General features: G+C 73.1%; 16 protein-coding genes and 1 pseudogene. 11 read left to right on the forward strand and 6 right to left on the reverse strand.

Annotation, left to right across the window (positions count from 1 at the left end; all coding sequences use genetic code 11):
• Nucleotides 1-102 precede the first annotated feature (102 nt).
• Together purB and mug are read left to right on the forward strand one after the other, a co-directional pair.
• Nucleotides 103-1,542 carry an adenylosuccinate lyase gene (gene purB, locus ACFWGJ_RS15585; protein WP_387324196.1) on the forward strand — a complete coding sequence of 480 codons (1,440 nt, stop codon included), beginning with the start codon at nt 103-105 and terminating at the stop codon, nt 1,540-1,542.
• Nucleotides 1,539-2,093 (forward strand): G/U mismatch-specific DNA glycosylase, encoded by a 555-nt coding sequence (mug, locus tag ACFWGJ_RS15590; protein WP_387324244.1) that lies wholly within the window; start codon nt 1,539-1,541, stop codon nt 2,091-2,093. Before purB ends, mug begins: the two co-directional genes overlap by 4 nt.
• A gap of 115 nt (nt 2,094-2,208) precedes the next feature.
• On the opposite strand, the gene ACFWGJ_RS15595 is transcribed toward mug, so the two are convergent.
• From ACFWGJ_RS15595 to ACFWGJ_RS15605, 3 genes are all read right to left on the reverse strand, one after another.
• Nucleotides 2,209-2,655, reverse strand: a complete 447-nt coding sequence (locus ACFWGJ_RS15595; protein ID WP_387324199.1) for a hypothetical protein — start codon at nt 2,653-2,655, stop codon at nt 2,209-2,211.
• A gap of 83 nt (nt 2,656-2,738) precedes the next feature.
• Nucleotides 2,739-3,470: an ABC transporter permease subunit gene (locus tag ACFWGJ_RS15600; protein ID WP_387324202.1), complete on the reverse strand. Its 732-nt coding sequence runs from the start codon at nt 3,468-3,470 to the stop codon at nt 2,739-2,741.
• 2 nt (nt 3,471-3,472) lie between these two features.
• Nucleotides 3,473-4,453 carry an ABC transporter ATP-binding protein gene (locus ACFWGJ_RS15605; protein WP_387324204.1) on the reverse strand — a complete coding sequence of 327 codons (981 nt, stop codon included), beginning with the start codon at nt 4,451-4,453 and terminating at the stop codon, nt 3,473-3,475.
• 109 nt (nt 4,454-4,562) lie between these two features.
• On the opposite strand from ACFWGJ_RS15605, the gene ACFWGJ_RS15610 reads away from it, so the two are divergent.
• From ACFWGJ_RS15610 to ACFWGJ_RS15620, 3 genes are all read left to right on the forward strand, one after another.
• Nucleotides 4,563-5,741, forward strand: coding sequence for a sensor histidine kinase (locus tag ACFWGJ_RS15610; protein ID WP_387324208.1), 1,179 nt, complete (start codon nt 4,563-4,565; stop codon nt 5,739-5,741).
• Between the two features lie 14 nt (nt 5,742-5,755).
• Nucleotides 5,756-6,418 (forward strand): response regulator, encoded by a 663-nt coding sequence (locus ACFWGJ_RS15615; protein ID WP_387324211.1) that lies wholly within the window; start codon nt 5,756-5,758, stop codon nt 6,416-6,418.
• A 115-nt stretch (nt 6,419-6,533) separates the two neighbouring features.
• Nucleotides 6,534-7,691 carry an ROK family protein gene (locus ACFWGJ_RS15620; protein ID WP_387324214.1) on the forward strand — a complete coding sequence of 386 codons (1,158 nt, stop codon included), beginning with the start codon at nt 6,534-6,536 and terminating at the stop codon, nt 7,689-7,691.
• 223 nt (nt 7,692-7,914) lie between these two features.
• On the opposite strand, the gene ACFWGJ_RS15625 is transcribed toward ACFWGJ_RS15620, so the two are convergent.
• Nucleotides 7,915-8,676, reverse strand: a complete 762-nt coding sequence (locus ACFWGJ_RS15625) for a GntR family transcriptional regulator (RefSeq protein WP_387324246.1) — start codon at nt 8,674-8,676, stop codon at nt 7,915-7,917.
• A 264-nt stretch (nt 8,677-8,940) separates the two neighbouring features.
• Nucleotides 8,941-9,825: an RNA polymerase sigma-70 factor gene (locus ACFWGJ_RS15630; RefSeq protein ID WP_387324217.1), complete on the reverse strand. Its 885-nt coding sequence runs from the start codon at nt 9,823-9,825 to the stop codon at nt 8,941-8,943.
• 180 nt (nt 9,826-10,005) lie between these two features.
• Here ACFWGJ_RS15630 and ACFWGJ_RS15635 point away from each other — a divergent pair, with 180 nt between their 5' ends.
• Nucleotides 10,006-10,875, forward strand: coding sequence for an alpha/beta fold hydrolase (locus ACFWGJ_RS15635; RefSeq protein WP_387324219.1), 870 nt, complete (start codon nt 10,006-10,008; stop codon nt 10,873-10,875).
• A gap of 63 nt (nt 10,876-10,938) precedes the next feature.
• On the opposite strand, the pseudogene ACFWGJ_RS15640 reads toward ACFWGJ_RS15635, so the two are convergent.
• Nucleotides 10,939-11,784 (reverse strand): annotated as a pseudogene (locus tag ACFWGJ_RS15640) (DMT family transporter); the annotation flags it as partial.
• Between ACFWGJ_RS15640 and ACFWGJ_RS15645 the strand changes: the two are divergent.
• The 5 genes from ACFWGJ_RS15645 to ACFWGJ_RS15665 all read left to right on the forward strand — a co-directional run bounded on the left by ACFWGJ_RS15645 (nt 11,775) and on the right by ACFWGJ_RS15665 (nt 21,164).
• A complete protein-coding gene (locus ACFWGJ_RS15645; protein WP_387324222.1) occupies nt 11,775-13,265 on the forward strand; it encodes a PLP-dependent aminotransferase family protein in 1,491 nt (496 codons plus the stop codon). The pseudogene ACFWGJ_RS15640 and the gene ACFWGJ_RS15645 sit on opposite strands and share 10 nt — an antisense overlap.
• A 295-nt stretch (nt 13,266-13,560) precedes the next feature.
• The gene (locus tag ACFWGJ_RS15650; protein ID WP_387324225.1) at nt 13,561-15,153 is read left to right on the forward strand and encodes an alkaline phosphatase D family protein; all 1,593 of its coding nucleotides are present in this window, start codon (nt 13,561-13,563) and stop codon (nt 15,151-15,153) included.
• Between the two features lie 205 nt (nt 15,154-15,358).
• Nucleotides 15,359-16,762 (forward strand): SWIM zinc finger family protein, encoded by a 1,404-nt coding sequence (locus tag ACFWGJ_RS15655; RefSeq protein WP_387324228.1) that lies wholly within the window; start codon nt 15,359-15,361, stop codon nt 16,760-16,762.
• An 8-nt stretch (nt 16,763-16,770) separates the two neighbouring features.
• Nucleotides 16,771-19,527 carry a DUF6493 family protein gene (locus ACFWGJ_RS15660; protein ID WP_387324231.1) on the forward strand — a complete coding sequence of 919 codons (2,757 nt, stop codon included), beginning with the start codon at nt 16,771-16,773 and terminating at the stop codon, nt 19,525-19,527.
• A 161-nt stretch (nt 19,528-19,688) separates the two neighbouring features.
• Nucleotides 19,689-21,164 carry a GNAT family N-acetyltransferase gene (locus ACFWGJ_RS15665; RefSeq protein WP_387324235.1) on the forward strand — a complete coding sequence of 492 codons (1,476 nt, stop codon included), beginning with the start codon at nt 19,689-19,691 and terminating at the stop codon, nt 21,162-21,164.
• The last annotated feature ends 32 nt before the right edge of the window (nt 21,165-21,196 follow it).

Here is a 21,196-nt window from a genome sequence, read left to right on the forward strand (position 1 = left end):
CGGACGCCGCCCCGGGTCTCGCAGGCCTTCCGGGCCTTCGTAGGTTCCGACGAACGGGGCCATGGCGCCGGCCTGCAGGAACCGCCAGTAGAATCCGTTTACGTGACTGCGCCCGCAAAGCCCCGTATCCCGAACGTCCTCGCCGGCCGCTATGCCTCGGCCGAGCTCGCCACCCTGTGGTCCCCCGAGCAGAAGGTGCGGCTGGAGCGCCAGCTGTGGCTCGCCGTGCTGCGGGCCCAGAAGGACCTCGGGATCGAGGTGCCCGACGCCGCGCTCGCCGACTACGAGCGGGTCCTCGACCAGGTCGACCTGGCCTCGATCGCCGAGCGCGAGAAGGTCACGCGGCACGACGTGAAGGCGCGGATCGAGGAGTTCAACGACCTCGCCGGGCACGAGCACGTCCACAAGGGCATGACGTCCCGCGACCTCACGGAGAACGTCGAGCAGCTGCAGATCCGGCTCTCCCTTGAGCTGGTGCGCGACCGCACGGTGGCCGTCCTGGCGCGCCTGGGCCGGCTCGCGGGCGAGTACGGCGAGCTGGTCATGGCGGGCCGCTCGCACAACGTGGCCGCGCAGGCGACGACCCTCGGCAAGCGTTTCGCGACCGCCGCCGACGAACTGCTCGTCGCGCACGGCCGGGTCGAGGAACTGCTCGCCCGTTACCCGCTGCGCGGCATCAAGGGCCCGGTGGGCACGGCGCAGGACATGCTCGACCTGCTGGGCGGGGACGCGGCGAAGCTCGCCGACCTGGAGCAGCGGATCGCCGGGCACCTCGGCTTCTCGCAGGCGTTCACCTCGGTGGGCCAGGTCTACCCGCGCTCGCTGGACTACGAGGTGGTGACCGCCCTGGTGCAGATCGCCGCGGCCCCCTCGTCGACCGCCAAGACGATCCGGCTGATGGCCGGGCACGAGCTGGTGACCGAGGGCTTCAAGCCGGGCCAGGTCGGTTCCTCGGCGATGCCGCACAAGATGAACACCCGCTCCTGCGAGCGCGTCAACGGCCTGATGGTGATCCTGCGCGGCTACGCCTCGATGACGGGCGAGCTGGCGGGCGACCAGTGGAACGAGGGCGACGTGTCCTGCTCGGTGGTGCGCCGGGTCGCGCTGCCGGACGCGTTCTTCGCGCTGGACGGTCTGCTGGAGACGTTCCTCACCGTCCTCGACGAGTTCGGCGCGTTCCCGGCCGTCGTCGCGCGCGAGCTGGACCGCTACCTGCCGTTCCTCGCGACGACGAAGGTCCTCATGGGCGCGGTGCGCGCGGGTGTCGGCCGTGAGGTCGCGCACGAGGCCATCAAGGAGAACGCCGTCGCCGCCGCCCTCGCCATGCGCGAGCAGGGCACCGAGCGCAACGAGCTGCTGGACAAGCTCGCCGCGGACGAGCGCATCCCGCTCGACCGCGCCCAGCTCGACGCGCTGATGGCCGACAAGCTGTCCTTCACGGGCGCCGCCGCCGACCAGGTGGCCGCGGTCGTCGCCCGTGTCGAGGAGATCCTGAAGCAGCACCCGGAGGCCGCGGGCTACACGCCGGGGGCGATCCTCTGACGCGGTTCACCGCCGCCGAACTGGAGGCCGCCCGCGACCGGCTCGTGCCGGACGTCGTCGCGGACGGTCTCCAGGTGCTGTTCTGCGGTATCAATCCCGGGCTGATGACGGCCGCGACGGGCCACCACTTCGCGCGCCCCGGCAACCGCTTCTGGCCGGTACTGCATCTGTCCGGCTTCACCCCGCGGCAGCTGAAGCCCTCGGAGCAGGACGAGTTGCTGTCGTACGGGCTCGGCATCACCAATGTGGTGGCGCGGGCGAGTGCCCGGGCCGACGAGCTGAGCGCGGCCGAGTACCGGGAGGGCGGGCGGCTGCTCGCCGCCAAGGTCGAACGGCTGCGGCCACGGTGGCTCGCGGTGGTGGGCGTCACCGCCTACCGGGCGGCCTTCGACGACCGCAAGGCCGTGATCGGCCCGCAGGAGCGGACGTTCGGCGACACGCGCGTATGGGCCCTGCCCAACCCGAGCGGCCTGAACGCCCACTGGACGGCACAGACGATGGCGGAGGAGTACGCCCGCCTGCGCAAGGCGGCAGCGGACCGGGCCCCGTAAGGGGCGCGGGGAACTGCGCGACCGGCCCCCACCGGCCCGCAGGCGAATCACCACACTCCCGGCGCACCACGCTCCCGGCGCAGCCGGCACGCGGGACGGGTCCGGGCAGGTCCAGTCAGGGCGGAGGCAACTCCGTGACGAGGGCAAGGAGCTGGAACTCCGAACCTTCCACCGGCTCGGCGACCCCCACGGCCACCCACCGACCCGTGCCGTCGGCCTCCCACAGGTCCACCCACCCCACATAGGCACTGAGGTACGCCCACGGCTTGGGTATCCGCTCCTCCGGATCCTCGGACCGCAGAAAGACACCCGCCAGACTCACCGGCCGCGCCGAACCCCACCGCTCCCCCAGCCGCTGCGAGACGCCCTCTCTGTAGGCGGTGAACTGGTCCGCGAGCTCCTTTCGCCCGGACCGGTCGCCCGTCCCGAAACCGCGCGTCGTCTCCAGTACCACCAGGTGGTAGCCGGGTCCCCCCGCGCCGACCTCCGACCAGCCGTGCGCCGCGGGGAAGTCGCGGACGCACAGCTCGTCGATCGTGGCGAGGTGTCGCTCAGTGGTCATGAAGTCCAGTAAAGCGGTCAGCACTGACATGTGGCGGCCCGTCAGGCGACAACGGCGGTCCGGACTCACGCGAGGGTCCGGACTCACGCGTCCCGGCGCCGAACACCCCACCATCCGGCCAGAAGCGCGGCCGACGTCCACGCCGCCGTCACCGCGAGGCCGGCCCACGGCCCGAGCATTCCGTTCCAGTTCTCGTGCAGGACCACCTGTCCCGCCCGGTCGGGCAGAAGGTCGGCGGCGTTCCCCGACATGTCGCCGACCACGAAGGAGACCAGCAGGAGGAAGGGAATGAGGATACTCAGCGTGGTGACGCCGCTGCGCAGCAACGCGGTCAGGCCGGCCGCGAACAGCGCCATCAGGGCCAGGTAGATCCCGCAGCCCACGACCGCGCGCAGTCCTTCGCCCCAGCTCAACCCGTCGGCGCGGTCACCGAGGAGTGTTCTGCCCACGGCGAGGGCCACGCATCCGGTGAGGAGACCGACGGCCAGCGCGGGGATGCCGACGGCCGTCATCTTCGCCGCGAACCACCGTCCGCGGTGGGGCACGGCGGTCAGCGAGACCCGCAGGGCGCCGCCCTGGAACTCGGACGACACGGCCTGCGCGCCGAACGTGATCGCCGCGATCTGCCCGAAGTTGACGCCGAAGAACGCCGTGAACAGCGGGTCGAAGTCCCCATCCGTGTCCCCGGAGCTGTCGGCCCCGGCCAGCGCGGAGAAGGCCGCGGTGGCGAGGACGACGGCGGCGAGCCCCACGACGAGCGACCGCAGGGTGCGGATCTTGAGCCACTCCGAGTGGAGTGCGGGTGCGAACGACACAGTCAGGCCTCCTGCGGCTGAGTCGGGGACGGGGTGGCGGGGCGGGCGGTGAACTCGGCCTTCGCGGCGGTCAGATCGAGGTAGGCCTGTTCCAGCGTGCCTTCCTCCGCAGCCAGTTCGAGGAGGGGCAGGCCCGCGCCCGAGGCGAGGCGGCCGATGTCGTCCACGCGCGCGTGGTGCACGATCCACCGTTCGCCGCCGCCCCCTCCTGCGGTGTCTCCTTCGCCTTCTCCTTCGGTGCGCTCGGCCTCGTACCCGTGCCGGGCGAGCAGGTCACGAAGGGCGGCGCCGTCCGTGGTGCGGATCCGTACCCGGGGGTCCACGCGTGCCTGGACGAACGCGCGCATCGGCATGTCGGCGAGCAGCCGGCCGCGGCCCAGCACGACGAGGTGGTCGGCGAACGACGCGGTCTCGTGCATCAGGTGGCTGGAGACGAGCACGGTGCGGCCCTCGCGGGCGAGCCGACGCAGCAACTCCCTGATCCAGATGATGCCTTCGGGGTCGAGCCCGTTGGAGGGCTCGTCGAGCAGGACCACCGGCGGGTCGCCCAGCAGGGCCGCGGCGATGCCCAGGCGCTGCCGCATGCCCAGGGAGTACGTCTTGACGCGGCGCCGGGCGACCGAGGCGAGGCCGGCCTCCGCCAGGACCTCGTCCACGCGGGTCTCGGGCAGCCGGTTGCTCGCGGCGAGCGCCCGCAGATGGTCCCGCGCGGTCCGTGAACCGTGCGCGGCCTGTGCTTCGAGGAGGGCGCCGACGTGGCGCAACGGCTCCTCCAGCGTCGCGTACGCCTGCCCGCCGACCGTGGCGGTGCCGGACGTGGGCCGGTCGAGGCCGAGCACGAGCCGCATGGTGGTGGACTTGCCCGCGCCGTTGGGGCCGAGGAATCCGGTGACCCGGCCCGGCTCGACACGGAAGGTCAGCCGGTCCACGGCGCGGGTGGTGCCGTACTCCTTGGTGAGTTCTTGGACGTCGATGCTGGTCATGGCCCCAAGGCTGGCTGCCGGGAGGGGTGTTGGGCCTCCCCCGCCCGGGGAGGGCGTCTCCCCCGCTCGGGGGAGGCCCGTTGTCGGTGCCGACTGGCACGATGACGCCATGGCCCGCCTGCTGCGCCCGCTGACCCGTTGGACGACCTACACCCGCTTCCTCCACCTGTGGGTTCCCATGCTGGTCAGCAGCGTGTGGATCTTCATTCACCCCGCGACTCCGTGGATGCCCGCGCTGGTGCTGCCCCTGCTGGGGCTGATCCCGGCCGTGCGGCGCGGCGAGGGTGTGCAGGCGCAGCTCATGCTGATGCGGGACGGCCAGGGCCCGGCGATCTCGGCCATCTCGGTCGCGCCGTCCGCCACCTGGCGGGACCGCCTGCGGACCGTGCTGTGGCTGCAGGCGCGCATGGTGCTCGGCTGGGTGGCGTCGGGAGTCAGCGTCTGGCTCCCGCTGATCACGGTGGATCTGATCCGGATCTCGACCGGTTACGTACCGGACGACAATCCGTTCCTGCCGGTGCCGCACGCGCACTGGGCGTACGCCCTGCTCGCGCCGCTGCCGCTGATCGCCTTCTACGGAGCGTTCATCGGTCTCGGAAAGCTGATCACGGTCGTCGCGTGCCGTCTCCTGGGGCCGTCGGCGGCCGAGCGGGTCGCCGCGCTGGAGGAGCGCACCGAGCAGCTTCTGGAGCGCACCCGCATCGCCCGTGAGCTGCACGACTCGATCGGTCACGCGCTGACGGTGGCCGTGGTGCAGGCGGGTGCCGCGCGGGCCGCGGGAGATGCGGAGTTCACCGACCGGGCGCTGCTCGCCATCGAGGACACCGGCCGGGCCGCGCTGGAGGACCTGGAGCGGGTGCTCGGTGTGCTGCGCGAGTCGCGCAGGCCCGTGAGCGGCCGGCCGACCCTGGTGGAGGCGGACCGGCTCCTGGAGTCCGCCCGCATCTCCGGGGCGAAGATCGACGCCGAGCTGACGGGTCCCCTGGAGACGGTGCCCGGCCCGGTCTCCCGCGAGGGCTACCGCATCCTCCAGGAGTGCCTCACCAACGTGCTGCGGCACGCGGGCTCGGTGCCGGTCCGCGTCCGCGTCGCCGTCGAGGAGCGGGCGCTGTGGCTGGAGGTGCGCAATCCGCTGACGGCGGAGATACCGGGGCCCGGCCCGGCCGGGGGGATGCGGGGCAGCGGGCTGCGGGGCATCAGGGAGCGGGCCGCGCTGCTCGGCGGCCGGGCGAGGACCGGCCCGGACGAGGGCGACTGGCAGGTGCACGTCGAGCTGCCGCTGCGCTGATCTACGCTGGCCGGATGCCGGTCACCGTTCTGCTCGTCGACGACGAACCCCTCGTACGGGCCGGTCTGCGTGCCGTCCTGGAGGCGCAGTCCGACATCGAGGTCGTCGGGGAGGCGGCGGACGGTGCCGCGGTCATTCCGCTGGTGCGGCGGCTGCGGCCCGATGTCGTCGCGATGGATGTCCGGATGCCGCTGATGGACGGCATCGAGGCCACCCGCGCGGTGCTGCGGACCGTCGACGGGCCGCCGAAGATCCTCGTGATCACGACGTTCGAGAACGACGAGTACGTGTACGAGGCGCTGCGCGCGGGTGCCGACGGGTTTCTGCTGAAGCGGGCCCGGCCGGCCGAGATCGTGCACGCCGTGCGGCTGGTCGCCGAGGGCGAGTCGCTGCTGTTCCCGGCTTCCGTACGGCAGTTGGCCGCCGAGTACGGGGACGGCGACGGGAATCCCGCGGCCCGGGCGGCACTGGAGCGGGCGGCGCTGACCGAGCGCGAGGAGGAGGTGCTGCGGCTGATGACACGGGGCCTGTCGAACGCGGAGATCGCCGCGCGGCTGGTGGTCGGCACCGAGACGGTGAAGTCCCACGTCAGCGCCGTACTGTCGAAACTGGGGGCCCGCGATCGCACCCAGGCGGTGATCGCGGCATACGAGTCCGGGTTCGTGGCACCCGGCTGATTCCGGTCCGTGGCGGGGGCCGGGAGCGGGCAGGTGATCCCCGGCACTCGCCGGGACCCGCCGCGCCGAGTACGATCCGGCCAACCAACACGCGCACGAGCTGGGAGGACGGACGTTGGGGCAGTTGACCGGCGGGGATCCCTCTCTGCTGCGGAGGATCAACTCCGCGGTGGTGCTGCACGCGCTGCGGGCCACGGACTTCGCGACACTCACCGAGATCACGCGGGTGACCGGCCTGTCGAGGCCCACCGTCGAGGGGGTCGTCGAAGGGCTCATGGACGGCGGACTCGTCGTCGAGACCGCGGCCGACGAGAGCGCCGCACGCCGTCAGGGCAGGCCCGCGCGCCGGTTCCGCTTCCGGGCGGAGGCCGGCCATCTGCTGGGCCTGGAGATCGGCCCGCACCGGGTGGCCGTGCTCCTGTCGGACCTGGACGGCCGGATACTCGGCTCGCTCGCCAAGGACGTCTGCGAGACGGCGTCGGCGGACGAGCGGCTCGAACGGCTGCGTACGGCCGTCGCGGAGCTGCTGCGCCGCGCAGGGGTCGCGCGCGGGTCCCTGCGGGCCGTCGGGGCGACCTCGCCCGGCATCGTGGAGGCCGACGGCACCGTACGCCTGTGCACGGCACTGCCGGAGTGGACGGGGCTGGCGCTCGGCGAACGGCTGCGCCGCTCCTTCAAGTGCCCGGTGATCGTGGAGAACGACGCCAACGCGGCGGCGGTCGCCGAGCACTGGAAGGGTGCCGCCACCGAATCCGACGACATGGTGTTCGTACTGGCCGGGCTGAGTCCGGGGGCAGGTTCCCTCATCGGCGGGCGGCTGCACCGGGGCTTCGGAGGGGCGGCCGGTGAGATCGGCGCGCTCCATCTGCTGGGCCGGGAGGTCACTCCGGAGACGCTGCTGTCCACGACCGACGAGCCGCTGCATCCGCTCGACGAACAGGCGGTGGCGGAGGTCTTCAGGCACGCGCGCGCGGGTGACGAGCGGGCCCGTGCGGCCGTCGAGCGCTTCATCCAGCGGCTGGTGCACGACGTCGCCGCGCTCGTCCTGGCCCTCGATCCCGAGCTGGTCGTGATCGGCGGCTGGGCGGCGGGTCTCGACGGCGTACTGGAGCCGCTGCGCAAGGAGCTGGCCCGCTACTGCCTGCGGCCCCCGCGGGTGACGCTGTCGCTGCTGGGCGAGGCGGCCGTGGCGACGGGTGCGCTGCGGCTGGCTCTGGACCATGTGGAAGAGCAGCTCTTCGCGGTGGAGAGCACGGTGACGGCCCGCCGCTGAACGCGGCGGACCGTATGGCCGTAAGAGCGGACCGTGCGGCCGTAACAGCGGAACGTCGCGCTCCGGAGGTCGGAGCGCGACGTACGCGCGCGGGTGTCGCCGGTCGACGCCGGCAGTCATCAGGTGAGGCCGACAGTCGCCGGTCGACGCCGGCAGTCGTCGGATGGCGCCGACCGTCGTCGAGTGACGTCGGGTGACGTCGGCAGTCGTCGGGTGACGTCGGTCAGGAGGCGCGGCGCTCCGGGTCGTGGTGGATCTCCACACCGCCGGAGTCGCCGAAGGTCAGCCGGCATGTGTCGGCGCGGTAGGTGGCGACGGAGACCGCCGCCGTGCGCCCCTCGGCGAAGTAGCGGGTCGTGACGACGAGGACGGGCGCACCGGGGAGCCGGTCCAGTTCCTTGGCGTCGTCCGCGCGCGCCGAGCCCAGCTCCACGGCGCGGTCCTCGCCCTCCAGGTCCAGGCGCGCGAGCTCCCGCAGGACCGCACGCGCGCGTGCGGTGCCCGAGGGGGCGTCGATGCCGGACAGGTCGGGCACCGACGAGGCCGGGATGTAGAGGAGCTCGGCGGCGACGGGCTGGCCGTGCGTCACCCGGGAGCGGCGCACGATGTGCACCCGGTCCTCGGGGCCGCTCTCCAGGATCTGGGCCACCGCCGAGGGCGGGGGCGCCGTCACGCAGTCGGCGGGCTGCCAGGCGTCACCGGCGGCGCCGGGCCAGGTGTGCTGCTCGGAGGCGACGGCCACGCCCATGCGCGGCGGTGCGACGGTCGTGCCGACCCCGCGGCGGCGCTGCAGCCGTCCTTCCAGTTCCAGCTGTTCGAGGGCCTGGCGGAGCGTGGCCCTCGCGACGCCGAACCGGGCCGCCAGATCGCGCTCGTTGGGGAGGATCTCCCCCACCGAGAACTCGGAGTCCAGTGCTTCGCTGAGCACGGTCTTCAGATGCCAGTACTTGGGCTCCGGCACCGTATCCAGCTGCGTGGTCCCCACCGTGTCCTCCGCAATCGCCGTGTCCCGGCGGCTTTTAGCGCCCTTGTTTATTAAAGGTTCCTGCACTATCCCAGCGACCATATGGCGACCCCCACCCTTGGTCAAGACCAATCCTCGATCCGTTACAGCTCGCACAGGTGTGTTGCCGCAGAGCGTTCATACGACGTTCGCGATACGCCGCATACGTGACACAACGGCAAAGCCCCCGTCGTCCGGACGGGGGCTCTGGCATACGACCGGCGGGGCTCCGCCCGCCGGCGGCCGTCAGTCGACGGCGAGGGACAGCAGCTTCTCCGGGTTGCGGACGATGTACACGCACTGGATGCGGCCGTCGGCGACGTCCAGCTGGAAGACGCTGTCGGGCTTGCCGCCGGACAGCACCAGGAACGCCGGTCCGCCGTTGACCTCCAGGAAGCGGAACGTCGCGTCCGACACGCCCTTGCGCATGACTCCGCCGAGGAAGCGGCCCACCTTGTCGGCCGACTCGATGACCCGCACCGGCGCCTGGGCCAGCCCGCCGCTGTCGCCGATCAGGCGCACGTCCGGGGCCAGCAGGGTCATCAGCCCGTCGAGGTCCCCTTCCGTCGCCGCCGCGAGGAAGCGCTCGGTGAGGTCGCGCCGCTCCACGGGGTCGACCTCGTAGCGCGGCCGCCGCTCCTCGACGTGCCGCCGGGCCCGTCCGGCGAGCTGCCGCACCGCGGGCTCGCTGCGGTCGAGCGTGACGGCGATCTCGGCGTACGGGTAGCCGAACGCCTCCCGGAGCACGAACACCGCGCGCTCCAGCGGCGAGAGGGACTCCAGGACGACGAGGACGGCGAGCGAGACCGAGTCGGCGAGGACGGCGCGTTCGGCCGTGTCGGCGACGGTGTCGCCGAAGTCGGTGACGTAGGGCTCGGGCAGCCAGGGCCCCACATAGGCCTCGTTACGGGCCCGGGTCTGCCGCAGCCGGTCGAGGGCGAGCCGGGTGGTGACCCGTACGAGATAGGCGCGCGGTTCGCGGACGTCGGAGCGGTCGGCTCCGGACCAGCGCAACCACGCCTCCTGGACGACGTCCTCCGCGTCGGCCACCCGGCCGAGCATGCGGTAGGCGACGCCCATCAGGACGGGGCGGTGCTCTTCGAAGACCTCGGTCACGGTGTCGGTAGCCACCGGGCCATCCCAACCCGACATGTCGGGCCGTGTCCAGACGATGTGGGGAGAGCGGCAGACGGGGGCTACCCGCCGGTAGCAATTGCTGACAAGCTGTCTAGGAGCCGGCCGGCCGGTCGAATCGGCCCGTGCCACGCCCGCCGGTGCCCAGTCAGCGAGTCACAGCCGAGGAGCAAGCCCATGGCCGCCACGGTCTCCTTCAGCGTCACCTCTCCGCACGGCCCGCGGACCGTGACCCTCGCGTACACGCGCGTGGGCAGCGGCGAACCGCTTCTGCTGCTGCACGGGATAGGCCACCACCGGCAGGCGTGGGACCCGGTCGTCGACCTGCTGGCGACCGAACGGGACGTGATCGCGGTGGACCTGCCCGGCTTCGGCGAGTCACCCGCACTGCCCGAGGGGCTCGACCACGACCTGGCGACGATGAACGCGGCGCTCGCCGCGCTGTGCGAGACGCTGGAGCTCGACCGGCCGCATGTGGCGGGCAACTCGTTGGGCGGCCTGCTGGCCCTGGAACTGGGCCGCGAGAAGCTCGTACGGTCCGTCACCGCGCTGTCGCCCGCCGGGTTCTGGTCGCCCGGCGAGCGGCGGTACGCGTTCGCGCTGCTGCAGGCGATGCGGCAGGCCGCACGGAGCATGCCGCTCCCGCTGGTCGAGCGGCTGTCCCGGTCGGCGGCCGGGCGCGCGGTGCTGACCAGCAGCATCTACGCCCGTCCCGGCCGCCGTTCACCGGAGGCGGTGGTCGCCGAGACCCTCGCGCTGGCGGGTGCCCAGGGGTTCACCGAGACCCTCAGGGCGGGCACCTCGGTCCGCTTCACGGACGACGTCCCCGGTCTTCCCGTGACCGTCGCCTGGGGCACCCGGGACCGGATCCTGGTCCGCCGTCAGGGAGTCCGCGCCAAGCGGATCATTCCCCGGGCCCGGCTGGTGAAGCTGCCCGGCTGCGGCCACGTCCCGATGAACGACGATCCCGCGCTGGTCGCGCGCGTCCTGCTGGACGGCAGCGACGGCAGCCGCCGTACGCCCTCCCCTGCGGCGCAGCGCGCCTGAACCGAGGGCCACGCCGGCTCCCACCAGGGCGCTCCCCGCGGCCTGCACCGGCCCGTAGGAGCCCGTTCCGACGAGCGGGGCCGTGCAGGCCGCGGCCACCGGGATGAGGCCGGAGAAGAGCGTCGCGCGCTCCGCGCCGATGCGCTGCATGGCCATGTACCAGCAGACGAAGCCGACCACCGTGACGACCGCCGCCTGCCACAGCAGGGCGACGGTCTCGGTGGAGTCCGGGATCCGCAGCCAGGCACGGCCGTCGAGGACGATCCCGGCCAGCGCCGACTCGGCCGCCGCGAGCCCGCACACCGTCGCGGAGAGCAGCCGCGGTCCGAGCGGCCGCACGACGGGCACGGCGAGGACCGCGAAGCCGATCTCGCCGACGAGCGCGCACAGGGAGAAGGCGATTCCGGCTCCGTCGGTACGCCCCCAGCCCTGGACCGTGAAGGCGCCCCCGGCCACCAGCAACGCCCCGTACAGGACGATTCGTTGCGGCCGGCGGCCCTCCAGGAGGGGGACGAGCACGGCGACGGCGACCGGGGCGCAGCCTACGAAGACACCCGGTATCGCGGGTTCCGCGGTGTGTTCCGCGGCGATGACGGCGAGGTTGAAGCCGACCATGCCGACGGCCGCGAGCAGCGCCAGACGTGTCCACTGGCCCGGTGTCAGCGTGCGCAGGGGTGCCGCGCCGCCCCGGCCGACCAGCGGCAGGAGCAGCAGACAGGCGAGGCCGTACCGCACGAACTGGCCGCCCGCGTACGGGTAGTGGCCGAGGACGCTGTTGGCGGTGAAGGAGCCGCCGACGAGGACGGCGGCGAGGGCCGCGAGCAGGGTTCCGCGCGTGGTGGTGGCGTTCATGGAAGTGACGCTATGCAGGACGGCGGCCCGGTTTAAGGTCCACTTCCATGACGTCATCGGGGACCAATCCGGACCCGCCACCCGCGATGGGCCGGGCCGGTGCCGCGGGCCTGTTCGGTGCCGCGGGCCGGTCCGGTGCCTGGGAGACGCTTCTGTCCGCCGTCTCGGCACCGGCACGCGCGCGTGGCCGCGCCTTGCAGGCCGCGCTGCGGGAGGCGGTCCGCTCGGGCCGCTTCCCGCCCGGCACCCGGCTGCCGTCCAGCCGCGAACTGGCCGCCGATCTCGGGGTGTCCCGGGGGCTGGTCACGGAGGCGTACGAGCAGTTGACCGCGGAGGGATACCTGCGCAGCGGCCGGGGTGCCGGAACCTGGGTCGGCGGGGCCGCCCGGGCCGCCCTGTCCCGCGCCCGGGATCTCGCGCCCCGCTCCCCCGGCGCCGTGGCGGACTTCCTGCCCGGCACGCCCGACCTGTCGCTGTTCCCGCGTGCGGCCTGGTCCGCCGCGCAGCGCGGCGTGCTCGCCGAACTGCCCCACCACACGCTGGGCTACCCGGACCCGCGCGGGCTGCCCCGGCTGCGTACCGCCCTCGCCGAACTGCTGACCCGGCGCCGGGGGGTGGTCGCGGATCCGGAACGGGTGATCGTCGTCTCAGGGGTGGCCCAGGCGACCACACTGCTCGGATTCGTGCTCCACGCGCGCGGGGTGAACGCCGTGGGCGTGGAGGACCCCGGCAGCCCCGAGCACGAGACCCTGTACGCGTCGGCCGGCCTCGACGCCCTGCCGCTGCCGCTGGACGACGAGGGGCTGGACCTTTCGGCGCTGCGCGCGTCGGGGGTGCGGGCCGTGGTGACGACGCCCGCGCACCAGTTCCCGACGGGGATCGCGTACTCCGCGCGGCGCCGTGCCGAACTTCTCGACTGGGCGCGCTCGGTGGACGGGCTCGTCGTCGAGGACGACTACGACGGGGACTTCCGGTACGACCGGGCCCCGGTGGGCGCCCTTCAGGGACTCGATCCGGAGCATGTCGCGTACACCGGTTCGGTCAGCAAGTCGCTGGCGCCGGGGCTGCGGCTCGGGTGGCTGCTGGTGCCGGCGTCGATGGCCGAGGAGGTCGTCGAACGCAAGCGCACGATGGATCTCGGCAACCCGGTGATCGACCAGGCGCTGCTCGCGCGGTTCGTGGAGCGCGGGGACTACGACCGGCAGCTCCGCCGTTGCCGGCGCGAGTACCGGGTGCGCCGTGACGCGCTCGTCGCGGCGCTGGCGGAGCACTTTCCCGGCACGGAGGTTTCCGGCGTGGCCGCCGGGTTGCATGCCATTGCCGCGCTTCCGGGGCGGTACGGGCCGACGGGCCGTTTTCTGGCCTCCGCGGAGGCGGCGGGGGTCGCTGTGCGCGCGCTCACGTCGTACACGCGTGTCCCCCCTCCGGACGACGTGATCCGCCTCGTCCTGGGCTACGCGCACGTCTCTCCGAGCGGTATCCGGGAGGGGGTCCGCGCGCTGGCGACGGCCACGGCGAGGCCCCACGGGGGTGCTTGAACCGGTCCGGACGTCGTCTGCGGGTCCGGTGGGGGTTGCCCGCGCAGTTCCCCGCGCCCCTAAAGACACCGCGGGCGGCCCGCCGTCCCTAGGGGCGCGGGGAACGGCGCAATCCTTTGCTCTTCAGGGGCGCGGGGAACGGCGCGGGCCACCCCCACCGGCCCGCACACGCCCCACGGGCCAAACCCGCCGCTCACAGCAATGCGCGTTGTTCACTTGTGGTTTGCGTGTGCGCTGCGGCACACCAGTAGGTGTAGCCGTGCACACCCGCCGGACCCGCCCCAGGAGGCGCCCCATGTCACTCAGCCCGCCGAGCCGCCCGCTCCCCGGCCGCCGCAGCGTCCTGCGCGGCTCGCTCGCCGCGTCGGCGGCACTCGCCCTGCCCTCCGCCCTCGGCGCGGTCGCCGCGGCCCCGGCGTTCGCGCTGTCGGGGCGGCCCCGGGCGCAGTGGGGCGTCCAGGCCGGAGACGTGACCACGGACTCCGGTCTGGTGTGGGTCCGCTCGGACCGCCCCGCCCGCATGATCGTGGAGACCTCCGCGACCGAGTCGTTCCACAGGTCCCGAAAATGGCACGGCCCCCTCCTGGGCGCCGACACGGACTTCACCGGCACGGTCCCGCTGCGCGGCCTGCCCTCCGGGGAGCAGATCCACTACCGGGTGACGCTGGCCGACCCGGACGACTACCGCCGTACCGGCGAACCCGTGGCGGGCACCTTCAGGACCGCGCCCGCCAAGCGGCGCCAGGACGTCCGCTTCCTGTGGTCAGGCGACATCGTGGGCCAGGGCTGGGGCATCAACCCGGACATCGGCGGCCTGTACGCGTACGAGGAGATGCGCCGCCGGAACCCCGACTTCTTCCTGTGCAGCGGCGACACGATCTACGCGGACGGCCCGCTGTCGTCGTCGGTGACGCTGCCGGACGGCCGGGTCTGGCGGAACGTCACCACCGACGAGAAGTCCAAGGTCGCGGAGACCCTGGCCGAGTACCGCGGCAACTTCCGCTACTCGCTGCTCGACGAGAACGTACGCCGCTTCAACGCGCAGGTCCCCACGATCACCCAGTGGGACGACCACGAGGTCCTCAACAACTGGTACCCGGGCGAGATCCTCACCGACGCCCGCTACACGGTGAAGGACGTCGACACGCTCGCTGCCCGCGCCCGCAAGGCCTTCAGCGAGTACTTCCCGATCTCCACCCTGCCCGCCACGGGCGAGGACGGCAGGATCCACCGGGTCGTGCGCCACGGTCCGCTGCTGGACGTCTTCGTGCTCGACATGCGGACGTTCCGCAACGCCAACTCCCCCGACCGGCAGCCCGACGACACCGTCGGCATCCTGGGCGCGGAGCAGCTGGTCTGGCTGAAGCGGGAGCTGGCGCGTTCGCGGGCGGTGTGGAAGGTGATCGCGTCCGACATGCCGCTCGGCCTGGTCGTACCGGACGGCGCGACGGACATCGAGGCCGTCGCGCAGGGCGACCCGGGCGCGCCGCTGGGCCGCGAGCTGCAGATCGCGGAGCTGCTGCGGTTCGTCAAGCACCGCCGGATCACCGGCACGGTGTGGCTGACGGCGGACGTGCACTACACCTCGGCGCAGCACTACGACCCGGCGCGCGCGGCCTTCAAGGACTTCGCGCCGTTCTGGGAGTTCGTCTCCGGTCCGCTGGCCGCGGGCGGTTTCCAGGCGAACGCGCTGGACGGCACGTTCGGTCCGGACCGGGTCTTCGTCCAGGCACCCGACAGGGCGAACGTCTCCCCCATGGAGTCGCCCCAGTACTTCGGCGAGGTCGACATCGACGGGCAGAGCGGCGAGCTGACGGTCCGCCTGCGGGCGACCGGCGGCGCGGTGCTGTTCACGAAGGTGCTGCAACCGGGGCGCGTGGGGCAGTAGTTCAACGACGGATCAGCGGTTCCACCGGCGGGGCGGTAGCTTCGCCGAGGTCACGCGGAGGGCTCCGGCTCCCGTAATCTGCTGCCTCGTGCCGCGTACCGGCGTCATCCCCCGGTACGCGGCACGTCGGGTTGCCCAAGTCCCGGGAATCCGTGCGTCTTCGCAGGTCGGAGCGATTGTCAGTGGTCGCCTCTACGGTTTTTCCATGACGCGATCCTTGCAGGCCGTGGCCTACACCCGACCCTCCACGCTGGAGTCCGCACCGGACGGCCGGCGCCTGGGACTTGAGACCTCGCGGGGCACGACGCCCCGCGGTGTCGAGGACCATCCCCGTTTCTTCGCGGGCTTCCTGACGTCGCCTCAGGTTGCCTCGGCGGGGCTGCTCGCGGTCGCCGACGTGGCGGGAGCGCGTTATTACCAGCAGCAGCTGCGGTCGTCCCTGGACCCGGTGGTCACGGGCAGCGGCGACCGGCTGCGCTTCGAGTCCTTCTCCGGCTGCGGCGGGGTGTACGCACGGCTGGACGTGCTGGCGGCGGGCCTCGACGGGGGCGAGGTGGGCCACGGCACGACGAACGTCGACGTCAACAACCCGCTGCGCGACGCCCTGTCGAGGATCGGCTCGGACGACCCGCTGCATCTGCGCGTCGGTCCGGACGAGATGGCCGTGACCACCCTGGACGGGCCGGTCGTGGAGAAGAAGGTGCCCCTGCCGGACCGCTGGCTGCGGGGCTTCGCCGAGGCGCAGGTGACGGCGGCGGGTTTCGACCTGCGGGCCGAACTGCCCGCGGCCGAGACCGTGCGGTTCCTGCGCTCGCTGCCCCGCTCCGGTGCGCGCGGCTCTTCCCGGGCTGTGCAGTGGGTGGTGCCCGCGGGGCGCGTCCTGCGGCCGACGACCCGGCCGGTGCCCGGAGCGGTCTGCCTCCCCGGTCCGGAGCGCCTGGTCGCCCTCCAGAGGGTGCTCCGGCACGCGTCGGCCCTGCGGGTGTACGGTCCCGCGCTCGCCGGGACCGCCGCGGCGGCCAGCGCCTGGGAGGTCGTCCTGCCCGGCATGCGGCTCACGCTGACGCTGTCGCCCGAGGCCTCCCGGGGCTTCTCCGGTGAGGGCGGGGTGCTCGACGCACTGGCCACCGACGAGGCCGCCGAGGACGCGGAGCTGATCTCGGTGCTGCTGGCCTGGGAACCCAGGATCGATGTCGGTGATCTGTCCGCCGCGTCGGGACTGTCCGCCGAGCGGGTGCGGGCGGCCCTCGTCCGGCTGGGCACCTCGGGGCGCGTGGGCTACGACACCGCGGAGGCCGCCTACTTCCACCGTGAACTCCCCTACGACGCCGAGCGCGTGGAGCGGCACAACCCCCGGCTGCGGGCCGCCCGGGATCTCGTGAGCGCGGGCGCGGTGGCCCTGGACGGCGTCCTCGGCACGGTGACCGCGCAGGACGGGCACACGCACCGGGTGCGCGACGACGCGGGAGTGCTGAGCTGCACCTGCCTGTGGTGGGCCAAGTACCGCGGCGGACGCGGCCCGTGCAAGCACGCCCTGGCGGTGCGGATGGTCCGCCGCGGCGCGGTGTCCGGGCAGGCGGAGGTTCTGGTCGACGGGGGTGCGCGATGAGCGGGGCGATGCCGGTGGTGCGTGACGCGGTGCGGGTGAACAAGCCGGTGGGCGGGGCGGTTTCGAGGAACGGGGTGGTGTCGGTGAGCGGGGTGGCGGCGGTGAACGGGACGGTGTCGGTGAGCGACGCGCTGCTGAAGGCGGGGCATACGGGTGAGGCCGCGGGCCTGCTGGACGGGATGACGGATCCCGAGCGGCGGCTCTGTCTGCCGGCGCTCAAGGAACTGCGCAAGGAGTTGCGCACCGAGCCCTGGAACTCCAAGTCCCGCAAGGCGTACCCCACACTGCACGCGGCGGGCGCGGCCTGCCACACCGGAGCGGCCGGTACGGCGGCCTGGCTCGCCGCTGCCGACATGCGCTGGTCCCAGGCGTCCCCCGCGGTCCTGCTCCATGTCCTGGGCGACCGGGACCGGGACTGGCTGGGCAACCTCGCGCAGCGCCTCGCGGACCGCCCGTCGACCGCCCAGGTGCCCTACGAGCTGATGGCGGGGCTGGTCCGGCTGTCCGGGTGCCCGGTGCCGACGACGGAGACCTACGTGGTCGGCTGGGTCGAGCAGATCGGCAGCCTCTGGCAGCGCGGCGACTCCGTCCTGGACCGGCTGCGCCAGGATCCGTACACGGCGCGGCTCGTGCCCGCCCTCTTCGAGATCCCGGACCTCGGCAGCCATCTGGACTGGCTGTTCGGTGACGGCCCCGAGAGCTGGATCACCGCCTTGGTGAGGCTCACCGAGGAAGGCCTCCTCGACCGCGAGGCGCTGATCGACGCCTGCGTCGCCCGGCTGCTGCGCGGCGTCGCCGCGTCCGACTGCCGGGTCTTCCTCAGGCTGTTGACGGCACTTGAGGCGACCGGGGACGAGGAGCGGGAGCGCGTGGCGGACTGGCTGGCGCTCGCCTCCCACCCGGCGTCCACGGTGGCGTCGCACGCCCGGTCGGTGCTGGGTTCGCTGGCGCTGGCCGGCGAGATCACGCATCGGCAGCTCGCCGAGATGTCCGCCGTCGTGCTGTTCCGCACGGAGAAGAAGCTGGTCCGCGCCCAGCTCGTGCTCCTCGGCAAGGTGCTCCGGCGCGATCCGTCGGGCGCGGCGGAGCTGCTGCCCGCGGTGGCGCACGCGTTCGGGCACGAGGACACGGACGTCCAGGAGCGGGCGCTGAAGCTGGTGGAGCGGCACATCGGCGGGATCGGTGCGGCGAACGCGCAGGCGCGCGACGAAGTGGCCGCCGGCGTCGCCCAGTTGAGCGCCGGACTGCGAGCACGCGCGATCGAGGCCCTGGGACTGGACGCGGACGAGCTCGCGCCACACCCGCACCTGGAGCTGCTGCCGCCCGCGCCGGAGCCCTCACGGCTCGCGCCCGCGCCGGACTCGGTGATCGAGCTGGCCGAGGAGGTCGGAGCCCTGATGGTGTCCGCCGACGCCGACATGGCGGTGTTCGAGCGCACCCTGGACGGACTCGTGCGGCACGCGTACCTGCGTCAGGAGGAGCTGGCCGAGGCCGTGAGACCGACGCTCGCCCGCACCTGGTGGATGGGCACCGACCGTCCTCACCATTCGTCGGACGAATACTTCCGGCGCGATCCGTACGGCCTTCAGGTGGTACTCGCGGCCCTCCTGGACCGGGTGCGCACCTCCACGCTGCACAAGGCCCATCAGCACGGTCCGATGTCGGACCCCTGTGTGCACACCGCGCTGTCCGCCGTCTTCAACGCGCGCCTGTGGGAGGCGGCCTACCGGGTGCGGACGGATCCGATGCCGTTCCTGCTGGCCACGCCCACCTGGTCGTCGGGGTTCCTGGAGCCGGACGACCTGGTGGCCCGTCTCGCCGAGTACCACCGGCTCGGCGCCCGGCCCGGCGAGACCGACTTCACCCAGGCGCTGCTCCGGGTGCGCCGCGACGACCGGGCGGTGAGCGAGGCCGCCGCCGGACGGGCCGCCGCGCTCGGCACGGTGGAGGGTGAGCGGCTGGCCCGCCGCCTCCTGGGCGAGAGCCCGACGCCCCCCACGAGCACCCGACGCGTCTCGGCGGAGCGCATCGTGCTCGAACTCGGCGAGCTCGACGGGCTGCCGGAGGAACTCCCCCTGGCGTTCCGTCGGCTCGGCATGCCCATGGGCGCCTTCGAGGCACGCAGGTACTGCCCCCACTACTGGACCCAGGCCGAGCGGCAGCACTGGCTGGCCGTGGTGCCCGGACTGCGGGAGGTGGTGGCCGCGCGTCTGGTGCGCGAGGTCTCCACGGTCGCGGTGGACGACATCCGGGGCGGGGCAGCGGTCCTGCCGCTGCTCGCCGAGGCGGAGGGCGAAGCGGGTGAGGCCGTGCACCTGTGCCTCGCGTACGGGCTGGGCGCGCGTCACCCGGAGGACCGGCTCAGCGCGGTGGACGCCCTGCTGGTGCTCGCCGCGCGAGGGCAGTTGGACGCCGGGAGGCTCGGCCGGGATCTGGGGCAGCTGGTGTGCAAGGGGGCGGTGAAGCCGCTGCGGCTGGCCGAGTCCGTACGGACCGCGGCGACGACCGGAGCGTACGCCACCGTCTGGTCGATACTCGGGGCGGCGCTGCCCGCCCTGCTCGCCGGCCTCGCCGCGGACGGCGCCGCTCCGGCCACCCGCGGGATGGGCGAATTGCTCGCCGTCGCCGCCGAGTGCGCCGAACGGACCGGTGCGCACGGCGAGGTGGAGCATCTGGCACCGGTGGCGGAGCGGAGCGGTTCGTCGCGGCTCGTGGCCCAGGCCCGTCGGCTGCGTGCCACGCTGGAACAGGGGGTGGCCGCCTGACCGGGGCCACCGGGGCACCGGGGGCGACCAGGTCGTTCAGCCGGGCGGGCGAGTTGCGGAAGGGAATCGTAAAAAATGCAACAAAAAAGACAGATACATACTTAACCGATCAGTCACAAAGCGTTCGCGATCACGCAACACCCGTACTTCACAGTGACGGTATGACTCAGGACATGTGTGATGTGACGCGTGCGAAAAACGGCCGGCCGGTCCACCACTGGCGCAGGGACCTCGTCGAACTGGCCGCTCTGTTCACGGCGGTCGCGGTCGCCGACGCCGTGGCGAACCTGATCGGGCACGGCCCCGACGGGCCCGCCCTCCTCGCGATCTCGGCGGTCGCGCTGATCGCCACGGCGGGCTTCCACACATGGTGGTCACGCCGCCACGGTCACGCTCCGCCGACAGGCGATACCGGCGCCCGGCCGGCCGCATCCGCGCGGCGGGCCGGGACGGTCGGGGGCGCCCCGGGCACACCGGACACCGGCGCCGCCGACGGCTCCGGACCGGTGCCGGCCTCGGCCTCGGCCTCGGGCGAGACCGTGCTGTGGCGGATGCGGACCACCGTGCGGGACGAGCCGGGTTCGCTGGCCGCGTTGTGCCTGGCGCTGGCGGAACTGCGGGTCGACATCCTGAGCCTGCAGACGCATCCGCTGACCGAGGGCACGGTGGACGAGTTCCTGCTGCGCGCCCCCGCGCCGGTGGCGGCGTCCGAGGTCACGCGGGCGGTGTCGTCGTCGGGCGGTTCCGGTACCTGGATCGAGCGGGCCGACGCGCACGACCTGGTGGACGCGCCCACGCGGGTGCTGGGCCTGGCCACCCGTACGGCGCTCGACGCGGCTGAACTACCCTTGGCGCTAAGGCAGTTGCTGGGGCGTTGCACGATCCGCTCGCTGCCCGCCACCTCGGTGCGCGGGGATCGTCCGGAGGCGGGGGCGCCCGTAGAAGGGGCGCTGGAGGACACGGTGATGCGGTTGCGCGCACCGGAGGGTGGAGTGATCACTGTGGAGCGGCCGTATCTGCCGTTCACGCCGACGGAGTTCGCGCGGGCCAGGGCGCTGGTCGAGCTGGACGCACGGCTCGGCCCACGGGTGCCGCGCAGCCGGGACGTGCTGACGCTGCCGCAGGGCAAGGACATCATCGTGCGACGTGCCGACGCCGGTGACGTCGAGGCGGCGAAGGCCATGCACGAGCGGTGCTCGCAGCGGACGTTGAGCATGCGGTACCACGGACCCGTCGGCGACGCGGACAAGTACCTCAAGCACCTGCTGAGCCCGCACTTCGGCCGCACGCTCGCCGTGCAGACCGCGTCGGGGCGCGTCGTCGGGCTCGGACATCTGCTGTGGGACGGCGACGAGACGGAGATCGCCCTGCTGGTGGAGGACGACTGGCAGCGCCGCGGGATCGGCGGTGAACTGCTCAACCGCCTGGTGGCGATGGCCGTCGAGGCCGGCTGCGACAGCGTGTACGCGGTCACGCAGGCGGCCAACACCGGCATGGTCGCCGCGATGCGCGGCCTCGACCTGCCCCTCGACTACCAGATCGAGGAAGGCACCCTCGTCATCACGGCCCGCCTGGAGACGGCGTCGCCGCACACGGAGAGCGCCGGGCACGAGCGCGAGCACTCCGTGCGTGACTGACGGGACAGGACGGCCCACGAGCGCGTGAGGAC

Origin of the sequence: Streptomyces sp. NPDC060205 (genome assembly GCF_042728395.1) — a bacterium.
Taxonomy (GTDB): Bacteria; Actinomycetota; Actinomycetes; order Streptomycetales; family Streptomycetaceae; genus Streptomyces.